General features: G+C 44.9%; 13 protein-coding genes and 8 pseudogenes. 12 read left to right on the top strand and 9 right to left on the bottom strand.

What is annotated here, in order from left to right; translation table 11 throughout:
• Nucleotides 1–50: 50 nt before the first annotated feature.
• Nucleotides 51–868, top strand: a pseudogene (locus tag D368_RS13740) (M15 family metallopeptidase).
• Nucleotides 869–911: 43 nt separating this feature from the next.
• Here the strand turns inward: D368_RS13740 and D368_RS13745 are convergent.
• Together D368_RS13745 and D368_RS13750 are read right to left on the bottom strand one after the other, a co-directional pair.
• Nucleotides 912–1,166 carry a hypothetical protein gene (locus tag D368_RS13745; protein WP_003153704.1) on the bottom strand — a complete coding sequence of 85 codons (255 nt, stop codon included), beginning with the start codon at nucleotides 1,164–1,166 and terminating at the stop codon, nucleotides 912–914.
• A 92-nt stretch (nucleotides 1,167–1,258) separates the two neighbouring features.
• On the bottom strand, nucleotides 1,259–1,960 hold the full coding sequence (locus D368_RS13750; RefSeq protein ID WP_007407947.1) for a class I SAM-dependent methyltransferase: 702 nt from the start codon (nucleotides 1,958–1,960) through the stop codon (nucleotides 1,259–1,261).
• A gap of 146 nt (nucleotides 1,961–2,106) precedes the next feature.
• On the opposite strand from D368_RS13750, the pseudogene ctpA reads away from it, so the two are divergent.
• Nucleotides 2,107–3,508: pseudogene (ctpA, locus tag D368_RS13755) on the top strand (carboxy-terminal processing protease CtpA).
• A 59-nt stretch (nucleotides 3,509–3,567) separates the two neighbouring features.
• Here ctpA and D368_RS13760 read toward each other — a convergent pair.
• Nucleotides 3,568–4,292 (bottom strand): annotated as a pseudogene (locus D368_RS13760) (GntR family transcriptional regulator).
• Nucleotides 4,293–4,540: 248 nt separating this feature from the next.
• Between D368_RS13760 and bglA the strand changes: the two are divergent.
• Nucleotides 4,541–5,983: a 6-phospho-beta-glucosidase BglA gene (gene bglA, locus D368_RS13765; protein ID WP_003153708.1), complete on the top strand. Its 1,443-nt coding sequence runs from the start codon at nucleotides 4,541–4,543 to the stop codon at nucleotides 5,981–5,983.
• A 147-nt stretch (nucleotides 5,984–6,130) separates the two neighbouring features.
• Nucleotides 6,131–7,608, top strand: a pseudogene (locus D368_RS13770) (glycoside hydrolase family 30 protein).
• Nucleotides 7,609–7,642: 34 nt separating this feature from the next.
• On the opposite strand, the gene D368_RS13775 reads toward D368_RS13770, so the two are convergent.
• Both D368_RS13775 and D368_RS13780 read right to left on the bottom strand, forming a co-directional pair.
• On the bottom strand, nucleotides 7,643–9,133 hold the full coding sequence (locus tag D368_RS13775) for a sodium:solute symporter family protein (protein WP_077722466.1): 1,491 nt from the start codon (nucleotides 9,131–9,133) through the stop codon (nucleotides 7,643–7,645).
• Entirely contained in the window at nucleotides 9,133–9,333 is a 201-nt protein-coding gene (locus D368_RS13780; protein ID WP_003153716.1) for a DUF3311 domain-containing protein, read from the bottom strand. Before D368_RS13780 ends, D368_RS13775 begins: the two co-directional genes overlap by 1 nt.
• A 184-nt stretch (nucleotides 9,334–9,517) precedes the next feature.
• Between D368_RS13780 and D368_RS13785 the strand changes: the two are divergent.
• Both D368_RS13785 and D368_RS13790 read left to right on the top strand, forming a co-directional pair.
• Nucleotides 9,518–10,440 (top strand): annotated as a pseudogene (locus D368_RS13785) (ring-cleaving dioxygenase).
• A 2-nt stretch (nucleotides 10,441–10,442) separates the two neighbouring features.
• Nucleotides 10,443–11,045: an alpha/beta hydrolase gene (locus D368_RS13790; RefSeq protein ID WP_077722464.1), complete on the top strand. Its 603-nt coding sequence runs from the start codon at nucleotides 10,443–10,445 to the stop codon at nucleotides 11,043–11,045.
• Nucleotides 11,046–11,088: 43 nt separating this feature from the next.
• Here the strand turns inward: D368_RS13790 and D368_RS13795 are convergent.
• Nucleotides 11,089–11,696 (bottom strand): annotated as a pseudogene (locus tag D368_RS13795) (nitroreductase family protein).
• A gap of 129 nt (nucleotides 11,697–11,825) precedes the next feature.
• On the opposite strand from D368_RS13795, the gene yodB reads away from it, so the two are divergent.
• Nucleotides 11,826–12,167: a transcriptional regulator YodB gene (gene yodB / locus D368_RS13800; protein ID WP_003153729.1), complete on the top strand. Its 342-nt coding sequence runs from the start codon at nucleotides 11,826–11,828 to the stop codon at nucleotides 12,165–12,167.
• Nucleotides 12,168–12,206: 39 nt separating this feature from the next.
• Here the strand turns inward: yodB and D368_RS13805 are convergent, their stop codons facing one another.
• Together D368_RS13805 and D368_RS13810 are read right to left on the bottom strand one after the other, a co-directional pair.
• The gene (locus tag D368_RS13805; protein WP_031379020.1) at nucleotides 12,207–12,575 is read right to left on the bottom strand and encodes a hypothetical protein; all 369 of its coding nucleotides are present in this window, start codon (nucleotides 12,573–12,575) and stop codon (nucleotides 12,207–12,209) included.
• 52 nt (nucleotides 12,576–12,627) lie between these two features.
• On the bottom strand, nucleotides 12,628–13,017 hold the full coding sequence (locus D368_RS13810) for a tautomerase family protein (protein ID WP_003153733.1): 390 nt from the start codon (nucleotides 13,015–13,017) through the stop codon (nucleotides 12,628–12,630).
• Nucleotides 13,018–13,217: 200 nt separating this feature from the next.
• Between D368_RS13810 and D368_RS13815 the strand changes: the two genes are divergently transcribed.
• On the top strand, nucleotides 13,218–13,457 hold the full coding sequence (locus D368_RS13815; protein ID WP_031379021.1) for a hypothetical protein: 240 nt from the start codon (nucleotides 13,218–13,220) through the stop codon (nucleotides 13,455–13,457).
• A 34-nt stretch (nucleotides 13,458–13,491) separates the two neighbouring features.
• Here D368_RS13815 and D368_RS13820 read toward each other — a convergent pair.
• Nucleotides 13,492–13,955, bottom strand: a pseudogene (locus D368_RS13820) (spore gernimation protein GerT).
• A gap of 97 nt (nucleotides 13,956–14,052) precedes the next feature.
• Here D368_RS13820 and rarD point away from each other — a divergent pair.
• The 4 genes and pseudogenes from rarD to bshB2 all read left to right on the top strand — a co-directional run bounded on the left by rarD (nucleotide 14,053) and on the right by bshB2 (nucleotide 16,323).
• A complete protein-coding gene (gene rarD, locus D368_RS13825; protein WP_003153740.1) occupies nucleotides 14,053–14,949 on the top strand; it encodes an EamA family transporter RarD in 897 nt (298 codons plus the stop codon).
• A 67-nt stretch (nucleotides 14,950–15,016) separates the two neighbouring features.
• Nucleotides 15,017–15,295, top strand: a complete 279-nt coding sequence (locus D368_RS13830) for a hypothetical protein (protein WP_003153742.1) — start codon at nucleotides 15,017–15,019, stop codon at nucleotides 15,293–15,295.
• Entirely contained in the window at nucleotides 15,292–15,642 is a 351-nt protein-coding gene (locus D368_RS13835) for a YojF family protein (protein ID WP_007611980.1), read from the top strand. The genes D368_RS13830 and D368_RS13835 overlap by 4 nt, the downstream gene beginning before the upstream one ends.
• Before the next feature lie 17 nt (nucleotides 15,643–15,659).
• Nucleotides 15,660–16,323 (top strand): annotated as a pseudogene (bshB2, locus tag D368_RS13840) (bacillithiol biosynthesis deacetylase BshB2).
• Nucleotides 16,324–16,336 lie beyond the last annotated feature (13 nt).

The following is a 16,336-nucleotide window of genomic DNA, read 5'->3' on the forward strand; positions in this document are numbered from 1 at the left end:
CCTCTTCTTTATGCATCGCCCTGATTCAAAAAAAGAAAGGTAAGGGTAAAATGAAGAAATCCACTAAATGGTTCTCGCTCGCTGCCGCTCTCAGCGTAACCGCAATCGTGGGCACCGGCTGCAGCATTTCAGGCGGCGACAGCCATAAGGACACAAAAACAGCAGCTGAAACAAAACAATCAGATGACACATCAAGCAAAAAGACAACGAAGACAGAAAACAGCGATTTTGTATTGGAGAGCAAATATTTTAATGATATTAAAGAAGTGAACGGGCTTGAGACCATTCAAAACCCGACAAATACACTTGCGCTCGTAAATAAGACATATACGCTGCCGGGAGATTATAAACCGAATGATCTCGTGATCCCGAAAGTCGAATTTTCTTTTACTGAGAAGATCGAGAAACGATATATCCGCAAACCTGCCGCCGATGCTTTGGCGGAACTATTCAGCGCCGGGAAAAAGAAGGTTATGACCTGGTTGCTGTTTCAGGATACCGCTCTTATGACAGACAGAAAGTTATTTTCGATAATGAAGTCAGTCTGAAAGGTGAAAAAAAGGCGAAAGAAGCCGTCGCATATCCGGGGCAAAGCGAACACCAGACGGGGCTTGCCATGGACATCTCCAGCAAAAGCAACGGATATGAGCTGAATGAAGCGTTCGGAAACACGGCGGACGGCAAATGGGTGAAAGACCATGCGTATGAATACGGCTTTATCATCCGCTATCCTAAAGGCAAAGAAAATGTTACAAAGTATGAGTATGAACCATGGCATTTACGCTATGTAGGCAAAAAAGCGGCAAAAGCCATCCATGACCATCAATTAACGCTTGAAGAATATTTTAATGAAGTAAAGAAAGTGTAATGAGAAGAAGCCCGCTTGAAAAATAGAAAGCGGGCTTTCTTTATTACCAGAAGAGCAGACCTCCAAGCGCAAATCCGGTAATGAAACCAAGGCCGATACCGTAGGCTGCTCCCCAGCCTCCCCAGCCTCCTCCCCAATAACCGAATCCGTACCCTCTGTGACGGCCGCCGACAGGGGTGATATACACTTTGCTGTTAGTCACCCGTACGATTCTTCCGACGTGGACTCTGCCGTTTCGTTCTGTAATTCTTGCTACTTTTCCTTGGTGCTGCCGGCAAAGATGATAATAGTTTTGCATCTTTTCTCCTCCTATCCAACCTATCTTTCTATGTCAGCTTATGATAGAGTGCGGTAAAAAGGTTGGACGAAAACAGGAGGACAATTGCCGTTTTACTTGTAAGCGACAAAAGCGCAGTGTCCCATATATTCACGGTACGTCTGCATAAGCTCGTAATGAGCCGTCAGCGTATCGTAGTGAACCGGCTGAATAACGGGCGATAAATCCATTTCTGTAGTCGGCTCCTGCGCATTGTTTTCATAGACAGCGGGAATGAAATCCGCTTTCTGAAAGCCTTGCTGAAGCAATCTCTGTTTCCATGCCGTTTCATCCTGCAATACGGTAAAACCGTAGAAGTCTTTTATCTGCGTGATGGCGTTTTCCGGCATGGGCTTTTGTAAAGCAGCTTCAATGCCGATCAGCATGCCCCCGGGTTTAAGGACCCGCAGGATTTCAGACAGCGATGAATCAAGATTTGAAAAGGTGAGAACTGATTCGGAAAGAACGGCGGAAAATTGATTTTCAGCAAACGGAAGCCGCTCAAGCTCCGCCAAATAGCCCGGAATGGTTAAGCCTTCAGCGGCAAATCGTTTTGCTGCTTTTTCAAGCATAAGGGGATCCTTATCCACACAGGTGACGGGATACAGCAGGTGGCCGAGATAAGCAGCCGTCTGTCCCGTTCCGCAGCCGGCGTCAAGAATCGGTTCGCCAGGAGGAGGAGCCGCTTTTGTGAGAACGGCTTTGGAAAAAGCGAGCCCGCCCGGGTGAGCCCCTCCGACTCCGAATAAGGACAGCATTTCTAAATATTTGCTCAAAGGCCGAATCCTCCTTTTTTCCTCAGCATATGTTGAGAGAAAAGCATAGGTTTGGGTAAATGGGAAAGAAGGGCGCCTCACGTTTGAAGTTGACGAATGAGCGTTCGTCTATGATAATAATGTAAGAATAAAAAGGTGGTGTTTTCTTGAAGCGGCAATTTAAACTGTTTTTTATTATATTGATCACTGCGGTCGCAGCCTCGGCGCTTACGCTGTTTATCACGGGCAATACGACCATTTTCGGACAAGGCTCGGCTGCTTTGACGAACAGCAAATTTGAGAAATTCAATAAAGCCTATGAGCAGATTAAAAGTGATTACTATCAAAAAACAGATGACAGCAAATTAGTAGACGGAGCGATAAAAGGCATGATCAGTTCCCTGGATGATCCGTATTCTTCTTATATGGATCCTCAGGAAGGAAAGTCGTTTGAAGAAACAATTTCCGCTTCGTTTGAAGGCATCGGCGCACAAGTGGAAGAAAAGGACGGCAGCATCCTGATCGTATCGCCGATTAAAGGGTCACCCGCGGAAAAAGCGGGGGTTAAACCGAATGACCAGATCTTGAAGGTCAACGGCAAAAGCGTTAAAGGCCTTAATGTAAACGAAGCCGTCGCATTAATCCGCGGCAAAAAGGGAACAAACGTCAAGCTTGTGCTGCACAGAGCGGGTGTCGGCGATCTGAACCTGTCGATCAAACGTGACACCATCCCGGTTGAAACGGTGTACTCTGAAATGAAAAAAGGAGACATCGGCGAAATCCAAATCACATCCTTCTCCGAATCGACGGCAAAAGAGCTGAATTCAGCCATTGACAGCCTCGAAAAACAAGGAGCGAAAGGATACATTCTCGATTTAAGGGGCAACCCGGGCGGCCTGATGGATGAAGCCATCAAAATGAGCAACATGTTTATCGATAAAGGGAAAAATATCATGCAGGTCGAATACAAAGACGGCACGAAAGAAGTCATGAAAGCGACGAAAGAGCGCAAAGTGACAAAACCGACAGTCGTCCTCGTCAATGACGGCACCGCGAGCGCCGCGGAAATCATGTCGGCTGCGCTGCATGAATCATCCGGAATTCCGCTGATCGGCGAGAAAACGTTCGGAAAAGGAACCGTGCAGACGGCAAAAGATTACAGCGACGGTTCTACCGTTAAACTGACAATCGCAAAATGGCTGACAGCGGACGGAGAGTGGATTCATAAAAAGGAATCAAACCGCAATATCAGGTTAAGCTTCCTGAATATGCGAACCTGCCGTATTTAGATGCGAAAAAACATACAAATACGGGGATTCCGGAACGACCGTCACCAATGCCCAAAAAATGCTGAAAGCGCTGGGGTACAGCGTGAATGTAAACGGCACATATGATAAAGCATTTGAACAAGCAGTCAAACAATTCCAAGCAAAAGAGAAACTGAAACAAACAGGCATTTTAACAGGAGACACAACGGCAAAATTGATGACGGATCTGCAAAAACAGCTTGCGGACAACGATACACAAATGAAAAAAGCCGTTGAAACATTAAATAAGAATATGAAATAGTAAAAAACACCCGATGCGTCGCTCGCGCATGGGGTGTTTTTGTTTGCGAAAAGCCCGCCTTATGTCGTTTCCTGTTCAAAAAGGTGGCTGTTCGCCTGAATGAAAAACTGTGATTGCTCATAGTGATAGGTGACTTTTGAGAAGTCAAACGGCTGGCCGTTGGTTAAATGAAAAATCGTTTCAACGCAAAGCTTAGGCGCTCCTGTAAACAGACCTAAGTACTCCGCTTCTTCCTCATTTAACATCCCCGCGTACAGATATAAATCTGAAAAACCGCGCTTTAACCCGAGACCTTCTCTAATATAATCAAATATTGATTCTGCCACGATCTCTTTATTCAAATACGTAATAATCGATTTGTTGTAAAATGACTCTTCGATACACAATGTCAGCCCGTCAATATATCGGATTCGCTTGACATAATACACGTCGCCGTCAGGCGGCATATTCAGATTTTGGGCAGCCTCAGGCGTGGGTTTTCTCACTTCCAGCGCTAATAATTTGGAAGTGACATTAAAATCTTCAAGTGATTCTTTAAATCCCTGATTAGAAAGCAGGCTGATATACCCTTTTCTTTTATTCCGTCTGACAAAAATGCCGCTTCCCCTCACTTGAAACACAATCCCCTTTTTTCTAATAAATCTAAGGACTTGGTGATCGTGCTTTTGCTCACGTTAAACCGGGTCATTAAGGTTTGCAGCACAGGCAGTTTATCCCCTTGCTGCAGCTGATGTTCTTCTATGTATTTTTCAATATCTAACGCGATTTGCTGGTATTTTAACATATACATTCCTCATTCATTTATTGTCCCGCTTCTTTCAGAATTATAGCATAATCGTTTTTAAAAGCCATTTCGTAAATTAACTATAATTGTTTATGTATTGATAAATTATACCGGTACAATTATAATGTAAATGTATAATATGAAAATGAAGGCAGGAATTCTTCTACACTTGCGAAGCGGTGCTTGAAGCTGCTGCAGTGCATTTATTCGGCATGCAAGCGGCAGTCAAATAAAGGAGGATATAAACGATGGGGACATTGCCAAAAGATTTTTTATGGGGAGGCGCTCTGGCCGCCCACCAATTTGAAGGGGGATGGAATAAAGGCGGCAAGGGGCCGAGTGTAGTGGACGTCATGACGGCAGGCGCGCATGGTGTGCCCCGGAAAATAACAGATACAATTGAAGAGCGGGAATTTTATCCGAATCATGAAGCGATCGATTTTTATCATCGTTATAAAGAGGACATCGCATTATTCAGCGAGTTGGGCCTGAAATGTTTAAGAACGTCCATCGGCTGGAGCAGAATTTTTCCTAAAGGTGATGAAGCCGAGCCCAATGAGGAAGGATTGGCTTTTTACGACCGGGTGTTTGATGAATTGCTGAAACATGGGATTGAACCGGTAATCACCTTGTCACATTTTGAGATGCCGCTGCATTTGGCGAGGGAATACGGCGGTTTCAGAAACAGAAAAACAGTCGGGTTTTTTGTGAAATTCGCTGAAGTGTGTTTTGAACGTTATAAACATAAGGTGAAATATTGGATGACGTTTAACGAAATCAACAATAAGATGGATGTGAATAATCCGATCTTTTTATGGACGAACTCGGGCGTCGCCGTTAAAGAAAACGAAAACGCAAAAGAAGTCATGTATCAGGCCGGCCATCACGAACTGCTGGCAAGCGCATTGGCAGTTTCGAAGGGAAGAGAAATCAATCCCGAGTTCAGGATCGGCGCGATGGTATCACATGTCCCGATTTACCCGTACTCATCTCACCCCGATGATGTGATGCTGGCTGAAGAAACGATGAGACAGCGTTTTTTCTTCCCGGACGTGCAGGTTCGCGGATATTATCCAAGCTATGCGTTAAAAGAGTTTGAAAGAGAAGGCTATCAGATACACTTTGAAGACGGTGATGAAGAGATTTTGAAAAACGGCCGAGTGGACTACCTCGGATTCAGCTATTACATGTCCACTACCGTAAAAAGTGACGTGATAAACGATAATACCGGGGATGTCGTAAACGGAGGATTGCCAAACGGCGTGGAAAATCCTTATATTACAGCGAGTGATTGGGGCTGGGCGATTGACCCGACCGGTTTACGGTACACATTAAACCGCTTATACGACCGCTACCAGATTCCATTATTTATCGTGGAAAACGGATTCGGCGCCATTGACACATTAGAAGAGGACGGTTCAATTCATGACGCTTCAAGAATTGAATATTTATCGTCACATATAAAAGCTTTGGAAAAAGCAGTCACATATGATGGCGTGGATGTAATGGGCTATACACCATGGGGAATTATTGATATCGTGTCATTTACAACCGGAGAAATGAAAAAACGCTACGGCATGATTTATGTTGATCGGGATAATGAAGGCAACGGTTCAATGAAGCGGCTTAAGAAAGACTCATTTGAATGGTATAAAAAAGTGATTGAAACAAACGGCGCATATGTATCCTAAAGGTGTAAAAAGGGAAGGCTTCACTGTTGTGTGAAGCCGGCTTTTTATCAGTGGTTTTGAAAGCGCATTCATTTAAGCGGGAAGGAGGTGACTGTCCGGCTTTTCATTTAGAATCGCTTATAAAAATAAGGAAAGGGATGGTGGTTCATGTTTTTTAAAAAAAGTCTGCACATGACCCTGGTTTTTCTTATGTTTTCTTTTTCATATCAAGCAGCACAGAAACCGAAGTGTATGCAGCTGATCGGAAGGCTTCAGACAAAAACAAAGTAAGGGTGTGGTTCAGTTCTGAAAAAGATCCGGCTTCCCGTACGTGGTATGACGGGCCGCTGGAAGTGAAATACGCCTTAGACGAACAAACACCGCTTACATGGACAAAAAAGAAGGCTTCTGACTCCTCCGCCGTTTATATTGAACCGTCGCGCCGCTATCAAAGTGTGTTAGGCGTAGGATCGTCCCTGGAAGAATCCACAATCTATAATTTATCAAAAATGACACCCGCAAAAAGAAAAGAAGTGCTGAAAAAATTGGTTGATCCCAAAGATGGTATCGGCATGGACGTTATGCGCATAACGATCGGGACATCTGATTTTACGGCACAGGAATTTTATACGTATGACGATATGCCTGAAGGCCAAACAGATCCTAAGCTCCATCATTTCTCGATCCAAAAGGATATTGATTTACACATTACAGCAACCATCAAGGAAGCGCTGGCGATAAATCCGGAACTGAAAATCATCGCCTCACCGTGGAGCCCGCCGGCTTGGATGAAAACGAATGAAAACCTCAAGCGGGGAAAGCTGAAAGATAAATATATCGGCGCACTGGCCGTTTACTTCCGCAAATTTATTGAGGCGTACGAAAAGCAGGGAATTCCGATTTATGCGATGACCCTTCAAAATGAACCATTGCTGGAAATCGACTATCCGAGCATGTACATGCCGCCGTCTCAGCAGCGCAAACTGGCGATAGCCGTGAAAAAAGAATTGAAAAAACACATAATTGACACGAAAATTTGGATTTATGATCACAATGCGAGCGGGGCGTGGAACTATATTCCGCCGATTTTAGATGATAAAAAAGGAAACCGGGCGGCAGACGGCATCGCTTTTCACGATTATGACGGTGACCTTTCTGTCATGTCGGAAATCGGAAAGAGATATCCTGATCAATCTATTCACTTAACGGAGCGGTCTGTCTGGGGGACGGCAGGGGCGGATCGGATCGCACAGTATTTCCGCAACGGCACGTCGAGCTACAATGCGTGGGTGACGATGCTCGACAGTCAAATTAAGACGCATCATTGGATAGGCACCCCAGACCCGACGCTGTTTATTCAGGATGCTAAAAACCCTGACCGCTATTGGAATATCCCGATCTTTCATATGACAGGCAACTTTTCAAAATTTATCGACCGGGGAGCAAAGCGGATAGAAAGTAATTACGGCTCCAAAAACACAGTCTCGAATGTATCGTTTCTTAATCCTGATCAATCCATTGTGACAGTCGTAATCAACCAGACATCTTCAGAACAAAAATTCCATGTCGTTTCAGAAAATCGGCAGTTTGAAGCCGTCATCCCGGCAAAAACCGTCGCCACCTACAAATGGCAGCACAAAAAGTAAAAAACCGGCACATTTACGTGCCGGCTTCTTTCTGTTAAGCGCCTTTTTGGTTCAGTTTATCAGTAGGCGCTTTATTGAATAAACCGTCTTTGACGGCGTTTGAAGCCGCTTTTTTTACAAAAAACGGGTTAAGGATAATAACGGCAGCCATGTTAGCGGTCAAACCCCAAAACCCTTCATATATACCGTGGGCGGATTGGGTGATATTTACCGTAAATGTCACGAGAAGACCGACGAGAAGACCGATAATTGTCGCTTCTTTCGTTTGATTCTTCCAAAACAGACTGACGGCGATAGCCGGAAAGATCTGAACCATGCCGGAAACACCGAGAAGCTGAAGGGTAACGAGCGCAGTCGGGAACAGCATACCGAATAAAAGCGCGAGCCCGATGACGACAAATACCATTGAACGGGTGATCAACGTCAGCTTGCTTGGTGACACATTCGGGTGAATCAAATCCCGATATAAGTTATTCGCAAATAAGTTTGATGCTCCGATGGCCATGATAGAGCAGGGAATTAATGACGCAAGGGCGATCGTGGAGTAAGCAAAGCCCTGCGCGACTCCGCCGTAAGACGTTTGAATCAGCTTCAATAAAGCGAGCCGCGGATTGGTATCTTCCGGCAGGACAAGAAACGCGATAAAGCCGAGAAAAATAACAAGAATCAAAACAATATTATAAAGCGGCAGAAACATGCTGTTTTTGCGGACGGCATCTGCGCTTTTTGCCGTAAATACGCCGGTTGCCGCATGCGCCCACATAAAGAGCGCCAGCGCAGATACGATGGAAGCTGTGATAAACCAAGGAATTCCTTTCGGCCCCGAGTCCGGAATCGTCAGCATTTGCGGCGCTTTTTCAGCCAAAGTGTGAATCATCGGCGTCCAGCCGTGAAAATGGATCAGCGGGAGTGAGACGACCATAAACAGCATAATCACCCACACCAGAATGTCTTTAATAATCGCCGTAAACGTCGGCCCTTTAATTCCGCTGAAAAAAGTATACAGCGCTACAAGAATAAAGGAGATGATGACGACCATATTAACATTAATGACTCCCGTTCCGGCCACCTGAAGCGTATCTTGAATGCCGCTCAGCTGGAGACAAATATAAGGAATGAGCATAAGAACGCCGACAATGGCGACAAGACTGGCCAAAAGCTTACTGTCAAAACGCTCACGGGCGTAATCGGCAAGCGTCGTTAATTTATGGATTTTTGCCACTTTCCACAGCTTCGGCAGAAAGAAATAAGCAATAAAATACGCCAAAACAGAATACGGGATTGCAAAAAAAGCAACGCTTCCCCCTGTGTAGGCGGTGCTTGTCAAGCCTAAAAACGTATAAGCCGTATAGAGGTCCGCGCCGACTAAAAACCAGACGAGGAGCCCTCCGAACCGTCTTCCGCCGACAGACCATTCCTCAACAGAAGTACGTGATGATTTGTCTCTTCCGGCTATAAAGCCGATACAGACAACGGTTAAAACGATGACGGCTGTAATGATCAATGCTGTTATATTTGCGGGCATCAGTCCAGTCCTCCTTGTTTCTTCTGCAGCCTATAAATAAGAAACGAACATAATGGAGTGACTGCGATCCATAAAAGCAGCCAGAAATGAAAAAAAGGCAGCCCGATAATGATCGGATGAACCCGATTAGCGACTGACAGCAGGGCCAGCTGGCTGAAAGGGATTAAGATGAGAACGAAAATTAGTGCTTTTCTGACCATTTACTTTCCTCCTGAAACTTGATAATGCTCCTTATCATAGCAGGTGTCAGATAAGATCACAAGATATTTTTCAGAAAAAAAGAATTCTATTACTTTTTTAACTGAAACACTTTAGTTGCATCTTCATTCATATTAAATTAGAATAGTTAATATCTCGAACTCAAGATATTTAGGAGTGAATACATTGAATACACAAGGATTGCACCATGTTACCGCATTTGCAAAAGATCCTGCTGAAAATCTTCGGTTTTATACTGAAGTGCTGGGTTTGCGGCTCGTTAAAAAACCGTTAATTTTGACGACCCGGCCACTTATCACTTTTATTTCGGCAACCAAAACGGAGAGCCGGGCACGATCATTACATTTTTTCCTTTTCAGGGAAGCCGCCCGGGAACCGTGGGAAAAGGGCAGGCCGGAAGAATTTATTTTTCCGTGCCGAAAGGAGCACTCGCGTTTTGGAAGCGCCGGCTTGAAGAAAACGGTTTGTCTGTAAAAGAACAGATCATGCTGTCTGAACAAGTCCTTCTCTTTAATGATACAGAAGACCTGCCGCTTGCCATAATGGAAGATGAAAGAAGCGGACAGAGTGAATGGACTCCTCCGGGCATTACTGAAAAAGAAGCGATCACAGGCATGAGAGGTGTTCTTCTGTACTCGTACCGTCCTGAAGCAACCATTCAATTTCTCATAGAACGCTTCGGTTATTCAAAGACAGGAGAAGAAAATCAGATTGTCAGGCTGCAATCGGAGGCACGGATCGGACATATTATAGATGTTGACCTTGCGCCGAAAGAAGCAGGTGCCGGCGGTTACGGGACAGTTCATCATGTCGCTTTCCGCACTAGCGAAAAAGAGCAGGCGGAGTGGAAGGGTATTCTTGCTGATTCTCATCTTGCTTTATCTGACATTCTTGACAGGTCATACTTTACTTCAATCTATTTCAGAGAAAGCGGCGGCATTTTATTTGAAATGGCAACCGATGAACCGGGCTTTATGACGGATGAATCCTTTGAAAATCTCGGAACAGAGCTGAAGCTTCCGGAATGGCTGGAAGAGCATCGCAGTCAGATTACAGCTGTTCTGCCCAAAATGGAGAAAGGAGAATGATGATGAAACATGTGTTTGAACAGGGAACGTCAGAAAATGTTCTGCTGCTTTTGCACGGAACGGGAGGAAATGAACATGATCTTCTGTCGCTCGGACGTTTTATCGATCCGAACGCAAGTCTGCTAGGGGTCAGAGGATCAGTGTCAGAAAACGGCATGCCCCGTTTTTTTAAGCGGCTGAAAGAAGGCGTATTTGACGAGAAAGATTTAATTGAACGGACGGAAGAATTAAAGAATTTCATTGATGAAGCGGCGCAAATGTACGGGTTCAGCAGAGAAAACGTGATTGCTGCCGGCTATTCAAACGGCGCCAATATTGCAGCAAGTCTTTTGTTTCATTATAAAGATGTACTGAAAGGAGCAGTTCTGCATCATCCGATGGTGCCGATACGCGGAGTGAAGCTGCCTGATATGGAAGGGCTGCCTGTGTTTATCGGTGCGGGAAAACGCGATCCCCTATGTACAAAAGAAGAATCGGAGGAGCTTTATCAGTATCTGAAAGATGCTCATGCATCCGTTGCTCTTGAATGGCAGGAGGGCGGTCATCAGCTCACACAGCAGGAAGCCGAGCAGGCACGAGCCTGGTACAGTGAGCGATTCCTATAAAAAACCCTTAGTCTGCTTAAGCGGACTAAGGGTTTCTTTTATCTTACAGCCAAGTTGACACTTTAGATACAGGCAGCCGGTTGCTTTTATGCGCCGGCTTAACGGCTTTACCGATTGAAATCAGCATGACGGGCACGAAACGCTCGCTCACGTCGAATTCTTTAACGAATTGCTCTTTATTGAATCCGCCGATCGCGCAAGTGTCGTAGCCTTTTGCTTTAGCGGCAAGCATCAGCTGCATCGCTGCTAAAGAAGCGTTTAAAAATGCTGAATCACGGGCAAACTGATCATTTTGGTATGCACCGTTAATCTGGCCTAAAAGCGTTTGTTTAATCTCTTCTGTGATATTGCCTTGCTCAGCCAGTTCAGCATAAACTTCTTCACCATTTTCATTTGCTTTTAAGTCGCCTAATACGGCAATAACTGCTGATGAATCAATAATCTGTTTTGATTAAAAGCTACCGGAAGCAGGGCAGCTTTTGCTTCATCACTGTGAAAGACTTGAAAATGCCAATGCTGAAGGTTCCAGGCGGAAGGCGCTTGTGTTGTGATTTCAAGGAGTTCTGTCAATTCCTCTTTTGTAATGACCGCGTCTTTATCGTATTCTTTAACAGATGCGCGTTCCTTTAAAACGTCTAATACGGATGTCATCATGTTTCCTCCTTCGGATAAACGTGTTATCATAATAGAAAAGTTAGAAGCTTACTAAATGTAACTCGAAAACTAATTTTAATGGATCACAAAAAACTTGTCAATTCATAGATGAAGGGATGAACTCACGTGGGATATACAATGTGTCCTAAAATGGAATCCGCTTTTTCTCTTTTGGGAAAGCGCTGGAACGGCCTCATTATCCATGTACTGATGGACGGGCCGAAACGATTTAAAGATATGACCGAAACGATACCGACAATCAGCCAAAAAATGCTCGCGGAGCGGCTCAAAGAGCTGGAACAAAATGAAATCGTCGAGCGTCAGGTGCTGCCTGAAACACCTGTCAAAGTCATTTATAAACTGACTGATAAAGGCATGGCCCTGCAAGCCGTTTTTCAGGAAATGCAAAAATGGGCAGACAGTTTTTGCGAGCCCGGGGGATCTGCCAACGACACATGTGATGAATAATAAAGGCTGCCCAAGGCAGCCTTTTCTTAATGATAATGTTTAATCGTCATAAAAACCATTAATATCAAAATTGTTCAGATTGAGGTTCAAGCCTTTTAATTGCTTTAATAAAGCATCGAATGTAAGGAAATGATCATTTTTACATTCCGCCGGAACATCATCTGGAGAAAATAGTTCCATTCCTCCCTCAATCCACTGTTTCCGGTATAACTGAAATGCCGCTTCAATTAAATGATCAGGCGTTACAATAAACCCTAAGCTTACGTCATGGTCCTCACTGTAGCCGAATTCAAACCCGCAGCAGGGGCAGATATCAAATGTTTTTTGATATTCGCCGTTATAAACGGGATTTGTCTCTAATCCTTTAAATCCGCATATCAAACAAGGATACAACTCACTAACCAACATACATCCCTCTTTTATTCAGTTTGCAATCATTCAGAACAAGCGGGGAGGCCTTTTACAGTTTCCCGGTTAAAAACTGAGCCTCACCAAGCCCGAAGCTCCAATCGGCGTTCCCGTTTTCTGTAATGGAAATCATGACGTCCTCGGGTGATATGCCGCATTCTGTTTTAAGCTGATCAGCCATCAGTTGATATAACGTTTCTTTCTGATGTTCGGTGCGCGCTTTGCTGACAATGCTGATGATGACAAGATCTTTGCTTCTTTTGAAACCGAGCCCGGTATCTTCAATGATAAGCTCATGAGGCCGATGCTGGTGAACGATCTGATAACGGTCCGTTACTGGGACGTCAAAAGCTTTAACCATGGCGTAATGGGCGGTATCCAGTAATTTTTTTAATGCTGCGTCATCCCGGCCTTCAATAACGTCAAAACGAAGTAATGGCATATTTTATTCCCCTGACAGTTTTATAATGTCGCAACTTGTAAAAAAAGTATAACAGTTAATCAAAATATAATCAAATTATAACCAAAATGTTTGTACGTTAATGCAATATCAAAGAGAGGCACATGTTGTTACAATCGCCCAATCAATTTCCTCATTCTATGAATACGCTTAAGAATAGGCAGACATAAAGGAGGAAAAACATGTACCCTCGTCATGCATTGTATCGCGGGAATTTCGGTCCTGCCGGATTTCCGGCGAGAAGTCCTTTTTTGTTCGGAGCTCCTTTATTCGGCGGATTTTTAGGCGGTCTTCTCGGAGGCGTGATTGCCACAGGTTTTACAAGACCCCGCTTTCCGTACGGGTTCGCCGGTTACGGATACGGAGGCGTCCCATACGGCGGTTTCGGGCCGGGAGCCGGCGGTTATCCGCCATTTTATTAAAGAAAAAACGGCCTGCATCGCGCGGGCCGTTTTTTTATCTTAAAATCTCCACTTCCGATAGATTGTAGTCTTCCTGTTTTGAAAACATAACTTCAATCATCCCGTCTTTATAGACTGCTTTTGTTCCTTTCCGTTTGACGAGGCTCGGAAGTATGATTTCTTTTTTCCTTCTCCCAGACTGCTGTTCTCTACAACGAGGCTGTGTGACGTATGCTTAATCCTGATACGGTCGAGTTCCTCTTGTTCGGCGGGAATTTTCGCAAAAACATGATCGGATGTTTCAAACAGGTCAATTTCCGGCTTGGGCGGTTCCGCTTCGACCGGATCGGTCTTTTTGGACATCGGGTCGCGAAAAGGGAACTGTCCGGCATAACCGGCGCCGAATACGCTTTCCATCACTCGGTTGACATATGTCTCGACATCTTTCGGATCAGCATTTTTAAACGTTTCTTTAGAGAACTGATTTTGGAAGGGAAAATATCTGTTCCAATCAAACACGGCATCTCACCCTTTCTTAACGGACAACATAGTATATGCCCGCCGGAAGCTTCCCGTGATATAATATAATCTGTTTACAGAAAGGAAGGGGAAGGCCTTGCAAGGGAATAACGTAAGAAAAGGAATCATTTATACCGCTTGTTCTTTCGTCATGTGGGGGCTGTTTCCGGTCTATTGGAAACTTCTTGAACAAATACCCGCATTGGACATTTTAGCTCACCGGATTTTATGGTCATTTGTTTTCATGTGTGTGCTTTTAACTGTGCTTAAGAAGTGGAAAACCGGATGGCGTGAACTGCGTCTTTTGAAATCGGAAGGGGGCCTGCTGGCGCTTTTTTTCGCTTCCGTTTTAATTTCCGTTAATTGGTTTGTGTACATATGGGCCGTCAATCACGGCTTTTTGCTTGAAGCAAGTCTCGGGTACTACATTAATCCGCTCGTTTCCGTTCTTTTGGGCATCCTATTCTTAAAAGAAAAGCTTAACAAGATGCAAACAGCAGCCGTTTCTATTGCCGGGGCGGCCGTGCTCATATCTGCGTTTCAATATGGCGCGGTTCCTTATATCGCATTGCTGCTTGCATTCAGCTTCGGACTGTACGGCTTATGTAAAAAAAGAACCCGCATGTCCAGCACGATCGGGCTGACGCTGGAGACGCTTTTGATTACCCCGGCTGCACTTATTTATTTAGGATATACAGCTGACGGGAGCACTTTTGGGTCCTTGGGGGCAGGAACATGGGCGCTCCTATTTTTCGCAGGCGTATTTACGGCCCTGCCGCTGTTATTGTTTGCAGAGGGGGCAAAGCGTCTGCCCCTGTATCAAGTCGGCATTTTGCAATATATAGCGCCGACCATTACCCTTATGCTCGGCGTGTTTGTGTATCATGAACCGTTTTCCGGGCAAAAAGCGTTTACCTTCATTTGTATATGGGCAGCATTGCTTTTGTTTACATTTTCACAGATAAAATGGAAGCGGCCGATAAAAAGCCGCTAAGCCTTTCGCTTTCCAGCGATAGCTTAAATTATGTATAATCATTACGAGTATGTAAAGGAGCTGTACAATGGGCACTGATAAAGACATAGCAAAAGCCTATCAGGCACTGTGGAATAACCGCACTCTCCCGGCTTCAACCCTTGAAGAAGCGGAGAAGGCGATTGATCTTGAACTGCTTGATCAAAGAACACATCCGAGGCTCCGGAAGTCACCCGAGGAAAAGTTTGCTCTGGCGGTGCAGCGAATTGTAGATTCCCGGCTGCGGCCGATTGAGAAATATGAATTGGTTGAACTACATACGAAGCGTTTGCAATTTTTAAAAGAAGAAAGAGGGGAGCAGCTATGAAAGCGATCATAAAAGAAGATGTGCAAACTTCTTTAGAGCGATATGCCGATCGTCCTGTATATATCCATTTGGAAACAACGACCGGTTCTTATTCAGCGCATCTGAATGAGAAAAACATGACGGTTGTAGCCTATATACGCAATGCAAAAGTGACGTACCATCAGGCGAAAATCAAAGGAAACGGCCCGTACCGCGTCGGTTTGAAAACAGAAGAGGGCTGGATTTACGCAGAAGGTTTGACTGAGTATACAGTAGATGACGAAGACCGTCTGTTAATGGCGGGGCATCTGCCGGGCGGAAAATTGGCGATTTCGCTTCAAATCAGCGAAAAGCCGTTTACAGTTTAAAGAGAAGGGTGAAAATCATGAAAGAACATGTACTCGTCATCCTGCCTCACCCTGATGATGAATCATACGGAGTGGCAGGACTGATTGCTTTACACAGACAAAAAGATATTCCCGTTACGTATGCATGCGCAACGCTTGGCGAAATGGGCCGGAACATGGGAGATCCCTTTTTCGCGAACCGTGAAACACTGCCGCTGTTAAGAAAGCAAGAGCTGATTGACGCATGCAAAGCAATGGACATTACTGACCTGAGAATGCTCGGGCTTCGTGATAAAACACTTGAATTTGAAGATGACGAGTGGCTCGCGGATATGATGGAAGAGATTATCGACGATGTAAAACCGAGTCTGATTGTCACATTCTATCCGGAGCACGGCGTCCATCCGGATCATGATGCATGCGGCGAAGCGGTCATCAGAGCGCTTTACAGAAAGAAAAAGAGGACCGCCCGCGCACGCTTTGCATGGCAATCACCCGCAACAGGGAGGAAGCCGTCGGCAAGCCTGATGTCATTCTTGATATTAAAGAGGTTGCCGATATTAAAATGAATGCCTTAAAAGCGCACCGCACCCAAACGGAAGGCATGCTGAGAGAGCTGGAAGAAAAATTAAAAATAACGAGCCGGTTCTTCAGACATGGTTTGAAGAAGAAGTGTATTGGACATATCCGTGGAAAGACTGATAAAAAGGAGAGA

The organism is Paenibacillus lentimorbus NRRL B-30488, from assembly GCF_000411595.1.
Taxonomy (GTDB): domain Bacteria; phylum Bacillota; class Bacilli; order Bacillales; family Bacillaceae; genus Bacillus; species Bacillus velezensis.

Coding starts and splice junctions, on each gene's coding strand:
- D368_RS13745 (WP_003153704.1), bottom strand. CDS start 1,166: ATGCAAAACTATTATCATCTTTGCCGGCAGCACCAAGGAAAAGTAGCA.
- bglA (WP_003153708.1), top strand. CDS start 4,541: ATGGGGACATTGCCAAAAGATTTTTTATGGGGAGGCGCTCTGGCCGCC.
- D368_RS13775 (WP_077722466.1), bottom strand. CDS start 9,133: ATGCCCGCAAATATAACAGCATTGATCATTACAGCCGTCATCGTTTTA.
- D368_RS13780 (WP_003153716.1), bottom strand. CDS start 9,333: ATGGTCAGAAAAGCACTAATTTTCGTTCTCATCTTAATCCCTTTCAGC.
- D368_RS13790 (WP_077722464.1), top strand. CDS start 10,443: ATGAAACATGTGTTTGAACAGGGAACGTCAGAAAATGTTCTGCTGCTT.
- D368_RS13805 (WP_031379020.1), bottom strand. CDS start 12,575: ATGTTGGTTAGTGAGTTGTATCCTTGTTTGATATGCGGATTTAAAGGA.
- D368_RS13810 (WP_003153733.1), bottom strand. CDS start 13,017: ATGCCATTACTTCGTTTTGACGTTATTGAAGGCCGGGATGACGCAGCA.
- D368_RS13815 (WP_031379021.1), top strand. CDS start 13,218: ATGTACCCTCGTCATGCATTGTATCGCGGGAATTTCGGTCCTGCCGGA.
- D368_RS13830 (WP_003153742.1), top strand. CDS start 15,017: ATGGGCACTGATAAAGACATAGCAAAAGCCTATCAGGCACTGTGGAAT.
- D368_RS13835 (WP_007611980.1), top strand. CDS start 15,292: ATGAAAGCGATCATAAAAGAAGATGTGCAAACTTCTTTAGAGCGATAT.